The organism is Brucella cytisi, from assembly GCF_038433355.1.
GTDB lineage: Bacteria > Pseudomonadota > Alphaproteobacteria > Rhizobiales > Rhizobiaceae > Brucella > Brucella cytisi.
Map to the genome: position 1 here is coordinate 94,934 of NZ_JBCAUP010000020.1, position 8,039 is coordinate 102,972.

Here is an 8,039-nt window from a genome sequence, read left to right on the forward strand (position 1 = left end):
AATAAAGCCCCGGAAATCCGGGGCTTTTCTTCATGCTTTGGGGGTCAGCTTCAGGAGGCGCCCCGGATTGTCATCCTCGATCAGCCAGATGGCCCCGTCGGGACCGACAGCCACATCGCGGACACGGTTTTCCATTTCAAAGCGCTCGGCTTCGTCCGCCTTGCCATCCTTGTCGATCACGACACGTACCAGCGACATGACCGAAAGCCCTCCGATCAAAGCCGAGCCGCGCCATTCGGGGAACATGTCTCCCTCGTAAAAGGCAAGACCGGCCGGAGCGATAACCGGCGTCCAGTACACCAATGGCGGCTCGAATTCCGGACGTGTGCTATGGCGCGGGATCGGTCTGCCGCTATAATTGTCGCCATTGGAAACAACAGGCCAGCCATAATTAAGACCGGGCTTGATGAGATTGAACTCGTCACCGCCACGCGGGCCCATCTCGTGCTCCCAGAGCTTTCCATCGGGGCCGAAGGCCAGTCCGTACGGGTTGCGATGGCCGGTTGACCAGGTTAGTGCCCGCACACCTCCCGCATCCGCGTGCGGATTATCCTTCGGCACGGAACCATCGAGATTCATGCGGAGAATTTTCCCCATGGGAGCCTCATCGTCCTGCGCGGTTGCAGGCAACATGCGGTCGCCGACGGAAAGGAACAGATGTTTGCCGTCCGGCTCGAATGCAATAATGCCGCCCGGCTGTCCGCCGCGAGCCGCCGCATCCTGTTTCCAGATCGTGGTCTTGTCCTGCAGCGCTGCCTTGCCGTCACCTTCATCCAGCACAGCGCGCACCAGAACGACGCTGCTGCCGTTCTTCGCCGGTTCGTTATAGGAGAAGTAGACTGCCTTACCCTTTTCGAAATCCGGAGCAGGCGCAATATCGAGCAGGCCGTTCTGGCCACTGAATGCCACTTCCGGCACACCATCGACAGCAGTTTTGTCACCCGATTGCGTGACGATGAAAATCTTGCCGCCCTTCTCCGTCAATAAAAGTCTGCCATCGGGCAGAAAGGCGATAGCCCAGGGCGTATCGAATTCGGCAACCGACGTTGCAGTAAACGGAGCACTTGCTTCGGCCTTCCTGCCACCGGCATTGATGCTCTCAGCCGAAACATCCAGCACCGGCAGGGCAACCATTGATGCTGCCAGAACAAACGGCAGGCTCAAAAGGGCGCGTCGCATATCTCCTCCTCAAATCGGGACAATGGAAAACGGGCGAGGTTTTTCTCACTGGTTTCTTACATGGGGGGGTGAGAGGCGGATATCAAAACGAGTTTCGGGAAAAACCTGAGATAACCAATCTGACCGCTCGTAAGATAACTTGTCTCATCTAAACCGTTTGAAAAATCTTTCAAACGTTTCAATGACTTGCGCTCTTCATAGTTTTAACCAACACTCCCTCATCGCTTTGATAGAAGGAGCATTGCATATGACTGAACGTCTTGAGGATATTGCGATTGCACTGGTGGCGGCAGGAAAAGGCATTCTCGCTGCCGACGAAAGTTCGGGCACCATCAAGAAGCGCTTTGACACAATCCATCTCGCATCGACGGAAGACACGCGCCGCGACTATCGCGAGATGCTGTTCCGCTCGGACGAAGCGATGAAGAACTATATTTCGGGCGTCATTCTCTATGACGAAACCATAAGACAGAAGGCCAAGGACGGTACACCGCTTGTCGAAATCATCCAAAGGGCGGGGTCGATTCCGGGCATCAAGGTCGATGCGGGTGCGAAGCCGCTAGCGGGCTTCGAAGGTGAAACGATCACAGAGGGGCTGGACGGTCTGCGCGAACGGCTCAATGAATATTACGCACTTGGCGCCCGTTTCGCCAAATGGCGCGCAGTGATCTCGATTTCCGATGGCCTGCCCAGCTGGGGCGCGGTGAAACAGAATGCACAGGCGCTCGCCCGCTATGCAGCGCTTTGCCAGGAAGCAAACATCGTCCCTATCGTTGAGCCGGAAGTGTTGATGGACGGCCAGCCGGGCGATCACACCATCGACCGTTGTTATGATGTGACGGAATGGGTTCTGAAGACGGTGTTTACGGAACTTTACGATGCTCGCGTCCGGCTCGAAGGCATGATCCTGAAGCCGAATATGATCATCGACGGCAAAAAGGCACGCAAGGCTTCCGTCGAGGAAGTGGCGGAGAAAACTGTCCGCTGTTTCCGCAACACGGTTCCGGCAGCAGTGCCCGGTATTGCTTTTCTTTCCGGCGGCCAGACCGGCGAGGAAGCGACGGCCCACCTTTCTGCGATGAATGCGGGCTTCGAAATGCCGTGGAAAATGACTTTCTCCTATGGCCGTGCCCTGCAGGCGGCAGCGCTGGACGCCTGGGGCGGCAAGGATGAAAACATCGCTGCTGGTCAACGGGCTTTCGCACATCGGGCAAAGATGAACGGTCTGGCTGCCACCGGCGGCTGGAAAAAAGATCTTGAAAAAGCAGCCTGACTTGTCTTGAGAAACAAGAGCCCGGCCATGTCAACCGGGCTTTTCTTCAGCCTTCGTGCAAGTGGAACCCCACCGCCAGTGCCATGATCAATATGGCGATGACTGCGATCTTCCAGAAATCGCCGCGCTGCTTCAGGCCCGGCAGGCCAAGCGGTTTGATGATGTGCAGTCCCATCAGAAGAACAAGCAGCACAGGCAGGATTTTGGTCACAAATCACCTCTCTGCCTCCTTGTGACGCAGACAGGCCGTCGCTGCAAGATGCGTGCAACAGACACAACCCTTTTACCGACAAGGTTCCATCTTCATCTTAAGTTTCATGGACGAGCCGCCGCCGGGCGGCGTAAACTGCATGCGGAGGTGATGAAAAGCGCATGGAGGAGATAGACCAGAACAGGTCGATCTTGCGCTTTCGTCAGCAGACTAATCAGGAAGCAACAACCGCCCGACGGGTGGCGTTGCGCGTGTTTCTGGGAGGAAGAGCATGACTTCGAAATATGCCGAAACCTATGCCGCATGGCAGGCCGATCCTGAACGCTTTTGGGCTGAAGCGGCGCAGGCAATCGACTGGTTCAAGCCATGGGACCAGGTTTTTGCGGGCGACGAAGGTGTCTATGGACGTTGGTTCAAGGGTGCGCAGTGCAACACCTGCTATAATGCGCTCGACCGCCATGTCGCCAAAGGGCGCGGTGAACAGGTTGCGCTCATCTATGAAAGCCCTGTCACCGGCAAGGTGCGCAAATTCACTTATCGCGAACTGCTGGAAGAAGTAGAAGCGCTGTCCGCCGTCATGCTCGACAATGGTGTATCGAAAGGCGATCGCGTTCTGATCTATATGCCGATGGTCCCCGAAGCAGCTGTCGCCATGCTGGCATCGGCCCGTATCGGTGCCGTCCATTCCGTCGTCTTCGGCGGATTTGCTGCCACTGAACTCGCAACCCGTATTGACGACGCCAAGCCTGTGATGATCATCGCCGGTTCCTGCGGTATCGAGCCTACCCGCATCGTCCCCTATCAGGCCATGCTCGATAAGGCGATTTTACTTGCGCAGCACAAAGTCAATCATTGCATCATATTGCAGCGCGAGCAGAGCCGGCACGAACCGGTGGCAGGACGTGACATCGACTATCGCGAGGCCGTTGATGCCGCGCGCGGTCGTCATGTTTCCTGCACGCCGGTTGATGCTACCGACCCGCTTTACGTACTCTACACGTCCGGCACGACCGGCGAGCCGAAAGGCGTCGTGCGCGACAACGGCGGACACATGGTGGCGCTTGACTGGTCCATGAAGAATGTCTTCGGCGTGGAACCGGGACAAGTATGGTGGGCCGCATCCGATGTGGGTTGGGTGGTTGGCCATTCCTACATCGTTTATGCCCCGTTGATCCATGGCGCGACCAGCATCCTGTTCGAAGGCAAGCCTATCGGCACACCCGATGCTGGCACCTACTGGCGCATCATCGCCGAACATGGCGTTGAAGTAATGTTCACCGCACCGACGGCGCTGCGTGCAATCAAGAAAGACGACGCGGACGGCAATTTCGTGCGTCGCTACGACCTTTCAAAGTTCCGCGCCCTCTATCTCGCTGGCGAACGCGCCGATCCCGACACGATTCACTGGGCAGAAAATCTGCTGGGCTGCCCGGTGATCGATCACTGGTGGCAGACGGAAAGCGGCTGGCCGATGGTCGCCAATCCGCTCGGCCTCGGTCTTCTGGAAACCAAATACGGCTCACCCGCTGTCTGTCTTCCGGGTTACGATATCCGCGTGTTGGACGATGACGGCCACGAAGTCGAGCGCGGCCAGCTCGGGAATGTTCTCATCAAGCTGCCCCTGCCACCCGGTTGCCTGCCAACACTCTGGAACGCCGATGAGCGTTTCCGCAAAGCCTATCTGAACGAGTTCCCCGGCTACTATAAAACCGCCGATGCCGGCTACATGGATGAAGATGGCTATCTCTACATCATGAGCCGCACTGACGACATCATCAATGTCGCTGGCCATCGCCTGTCGACCGGGGCGATGGAGGAGGTACTCTCCAGCCATCCCGATGTTGCCGAATGTGCGGTGCTTGGTATTTCCGACCCGGTTAAAGGTCAGGTGCCTTGCGGCTTCCTCGTGCTGAAATCCAACATCGACCGCGATCCGCAAGAGGTCGAGAAGGAATGCGTCAGCATGGTGCGTGACATCATCGGACCTGTTGCAGCCTTCCGGCTGGCGCTGACCGTAAAGCGTCTGCCCAAGACGCGGTCTGGCAAGATTCTACGGTCAACCATTCAGAAGATTGCCGACGGTGAGGAATGGAAGATGCCGGCCACAATTGACGATCCGGCTATTCTTGACGAAATCGGCACCGTTCTGCGCGAGCGTCACACGGGTCTCGCCTTCGCCTGATCTTAACCGTCCCGACTATTGACCGGCGGTTTCCGCCGGTCCACTCTCCATGCAAATTGGAGATCGATCATGCGATTAGAAGGCAAGGTGGCAATCGTCACCGGCGCTGCCCGCGGTATTGGCTATGCCATAGCAAAGCGCTTCCTGATGGATGGCGCAAGCGTAGTCCTGTCCGACATCGACAACGCCGCCGCCATGCGCGCAGCCAAGGATCTGGAGCAATTCGGCCCGGTTCGCCATATGGCAGCGGATGTGGGGGACAAGCTCGATGTCCACAATCTCCTGACCTTCACCATCACCAATCTGGGTGAGGTTGATATTCTCGTCAACAACGCGGGTATCGTGCATCAGGCGGATTTCCTTGACCTCAAGGAAGAGGATTTTGACCGTGTCATGCGTGTCAATCTCAAAGGCGCATTTCTGTGCGGACAGGCCGTGGCAAAACGCATGGTGGAGCGAGTCGAATCGGGCGGTGATCCAGGCACGATCATCAACATGTCATCGGTCAACGCAATCTTCGGTTTGCCGGAGCAGCTCGCCTATTCCGTTTCCAAGGGCGGATTGAACCAGCTGACACGTACCATGGCAGTAGCGCTCGCCCGTTGGGGGATTCGCGTCAATGCCATCGGCCCCGGCTCCATCGAGACCGACATGCTTTCCGCCGTGAACACAGACGCCGGTGCCCGCAACAGGATTCTATCAAGAACACCACTCGGTCGCATAGGCCAAGCCTCTGAAATTGCTTCGATAGCGTCGTTTCTGGCATCGCGGGATGCGAGCTATGTAACAGGCCAGACCATCTATGCGGATGGTGGGCGCCTGCCCCTCAGCTTTACAGCAGCACCACGCTATAAGGCATGATGTTGCGGCCCCGCTATATTAGGAAGATAATGAAATAAGGATTTGCTCCTGACAGAAAGCTGTCAGGAGGGGTGTGCGATAGTGCGTATCCAAGGATGAGGGAGATTCACCATGGCACTCGCAATCGCACCATTGATCGCAGTTTTGAAGGAATACAGGCGCAGGCATGATGAACGCCGTCGTTTCATTCGCACCGAGCGTGTAATCGACGGATTGCCTAAAGACCTGCGCAAGGATCTGGGCTGGCCGGATCGCTATCTGGAACAGCGCAACACCAAATACTGCAACGGAGAATAAAACGGAATGCGCCGTGCAGACCGCCTTTTCCAGATTGTTCAGCACCTGCGCGGTGGCAGGCTCGTCACCGCGCGCCAGCTGGCCGAGCGGCTGGAAGTCTCCGAACGCACCATCTATCGCGATATTTCCGATCTGCAGTCAACCGGCGTCCCCATCGATGGCGAAGCCGGTGTCGGCTATATTTTGCGGCAGGGTTTCGAACTCCCGCCGCTTATGTTCACGCGCGATGAAATCGTCGCTCTTGTCGCCGGGGCGCGCCTCATCCGCGCCTGGGGCGGCGTTTCCATGGCGCGTGGCGCGGAAGAGGCTCTGGTCAAGATCGAAGCCGTTCTGCCCAAGGAAGAACGCGCCCGCATCACAAGTACTCAGATACATGCGCCAACTGCCCGCATCAGCATGGACGAACGCCGCATCATCGACGCGGTGGAACGCGCCGTCGATCAGGGCAATGTACTCAATATCCGCTATAGAGATCTGGAATCGCGCGAAAGCGAGCGTGATATTCGCCCGCTTGGTCTGTGGTTCTGGGGCAAGGTCTGGACGGTTATCGGCTGGTGCGAATTGCGCAATGCTTTCCGCACATTCCGGACAGATCGCATTGTTGAGGCCAGCGATGCAGGCCGCCTCTTCCGAGCCGAACGCGGCAAGACGCTGGGCGATTTCTACCGCCTCATGGAACTGAGCGAATACAACGCTTTTAAAGACTGATTATTGCCTTCCAAGCCCAAGATGACCGCTAAGCCGTTCTGGGACTGGCTCTTCTATCGCTTTCCGAGCAGAATGAATCGTATGAACTTTCAAATGAGTTCGGTTCTGACGCGATCTGGCTAACATTGACGGTCGACAGATATGGCAAAATGCCCGTTCGGTTGATCTTTGAACCCGCGTCCTTGCTGCTGTTTCTACCGGTGTCACGCTCAGAATATGAGGAACGGCTCTGCTTCGCACGCCGATATGCTTGAAGCAGATCGACGCACGAAACTAGAGAGGAGTTTTTGAACCAGGCTTATTTCGTCAGGGCGGCAATGCGATCAAGCGCGCTTCCAAAACCTTTGAGCGAGACCTTGAAAGCGACTGGCAGGCTGGGTCCAAGTGCGGTGGCAGTGATATTGAGATTAGCTGCCGTCTTGAGCTTGCTGACCTGCTTGGCATCGAAAGAAAGTGGCGCCAGACAACCCTGCGGCAGGCAGGTCGAGAAAGTGAGCGCCGGTGCTTCTCCCTCGTCGATCTTCAGTGTAGCGCCCTTCGCCAGATTCAACCCGTACGGCATCAGAAGTACACCATCGACCTTACCGCCAGCGACATTGTGCAGTTCGACCGTCAGGACACGCTGGCCAGTCTGCGAGGAATTCTGCATCTGGTTCATAATGCAGTTTGTGCTCTCTTTCTGCGCCTGGCAGGAGATGGACCAGTCCTGATAGGTTTCTGTGAGGGTGCTGGCGCCTCCCGCAGCTTGAGCCAACAAAAAAGCCCGGCTGATGAAGCCGGGCTTTCAGACTGTTGACAAACCCCTGGCCTTGTTCAGGGGTTTGTGATTCAGTGGGTCATGTTGAAGAAACCTGCTCCGTCCCAGACGGCTCTCGAGATGGTAACGCTCGACAGCCTGGTGCCCAAGGATCATCTGCTTCGCAAGATCGATGCGGTGATAGACTTCTCCTTTATCCATGATCGGGTTGCCGGACTTTACTGCGCCGACAACGGCCGCCCGGCGCTCGATCCGACCTTGATGTTCAAGGCTTTGTTCATCGGCTACCTGTTCGGCATCCGCTCGGAACGTCAGCTGGTGCGCGAGATCGAGGTCAATGTCGCCTATCGCTGGTTTCTGAGGATGAAGCTGACCGATGGTGTGTTCGATGCCTCGACGCTGTCGCAGAACCGCCGCCTGCATAGCGGCAATCTAGGTGAGATTCGCATTGCCTCACTAGAAATGTTCCCTGATTGTTGGCCGTTGCCTCATCTGATTTGCTCCCAGCATTTGTGGGTGCGGAGCAAATCAGATGAGGCTGATCAGCGTGACGACGAAGAAGGAATTGGTT

The 8,039-nt window shown here is 56.8% G+C and carries 9 protein-coding genes; 6 read left to right on the plus strand and 3 right to left on the minus strand.

The genetic code is table 11. The features are described from left to right. Nucleotides 1–30 precede the first annotated feature (30 nt). Complete coding sequence (locus AAE521_RS18640; protein ID WP_071633528.1) at nucleotides 31–1,179, minus strand: PQQ-dependent sugar dehydrogenase; 1,149 nt, start codon at nucleotides 1,177–1,179, stop codon at nucleotides 31–33. A 247-nt stretch (nucleotides 1,180–1,426) separates the two neighbouring features. Between AAE521_RS18640 and AAE521_RS18645 the strand changes: the two genes are divergently transcribed. After that, nucleotides 1,427–2,452, plus strand: a complete 1,026-nt coding sequence (locus AAE521_RS18645) for a class I fructose-bisphosphate aldolase (protein WP_342062113.1) — start codon at nucleotides 1,427–1,429, stop codon at nucleotides 2,450–2,452. Between the two features lie 46 nt (nucleotides 2,453–2,498). On the opposite strand, the gene AAE521_RS18650 is transcribed toward AAE521_RS18645, so the two are convergent. After that, a complete protein-coding gene (locus AAE521_RS18650; protein ID WP_012091317.1) occupies nucleotides 2,499–2,663 on the minus strand; it encodes a hypothetical protein in 165 nt (54 codons plus the stop codon). A gap of 271 nt (nucleotides 2,664–2,934) precedes the next feature. On the opposite strand from AAE521_RS18650, the gene AAE521_RS18655 reads away from it, so the two are divergent. The 4 genes from AAE521_RS18655 to AAE521_RS18670 all read left to right on the plus strand — a co-directional run bounded on the left by AAE521_RS18655 (nucleotide 2,935) and on the right by AAE521_RS18670 (nucleotide 6,711). Further along, a complete protein-coding gene (locus tag AAE521_RS18655; protein ID WP_278526756.1) occupies nucleotides 2,935–4,845 on the plus strand; it encodes a propionyl-CoA synthetase in 1,911 nt (636 codons plus the stop codon). Between the two features lie 69 nt (nucleotides 4,846–4,914). Next, on the plus strand, nucleotides 4,915–5,706 hold the full coding sequence (locus AAE521_RS18660; RefSeq protein WP_071633531.1) for an SDR family NAD(P)-dependent oxidoreductase: 792 nt from the start codon (nucleotides 4,915–4,917) through the stop codon (nucleotides 5,704–5,706). Between the two features lie 111 nt (nucleotides 5,707–5,817). After that, nucleotides 5,818–6,003, plus strand: a complete 186-nt coding sequence (locus AAE521_RS18665) for a hypothetical protein (RefSeq protein WP_012091315.1) — start codon at nucleotides 5,818–5,820, stop codon at nucleotides 6,001–6,003. Nucleotides 6,004–6,009: 6 nt separating this feature from the next. Continuing rightward, the gene (locus AAE521_RS18670; RefSeq protein ID WP_010661411.1) at nucleotides 6,010–6,711 is read left to right on the plus strand and encodes a helix-turn-helix transcriptional regulator; all 702 of its coding nucleotides are present in this window, start codon (nucleotides 6,010–6,012) and stop codon (nucleotides 6,709–6,711) included. A 298-nt stretch (nucleotides 6,712–7,009) separates the two neighbouring features. On the opposite strand, the gene AAE521_RS18675 is transcribed toward AAE521_RS18670, so the two are convergent. Continuing rightward, entirely contained in the window at nucleotides 7,010–7,483 is a 474-nt protein-coding gene (locus tag AAE521_RS18675; protein WP_374865008.1) for an invasion associated locus B family protein, read from the minus strand. Nucleotides 7,484–7,549: 66 nt separating this feature from the next. Between AAE521_RS18675 and AAE521_RS18680 the strand changes: the two genes are divergently transcribed. Continuing rightward, on the plus strand, nucleotides 7,550–8,039 hold a 490-nt coding region (locus AAE521_RS18680), incomplete at its 3' end, for a transposase (protein ID WP_342062114.1).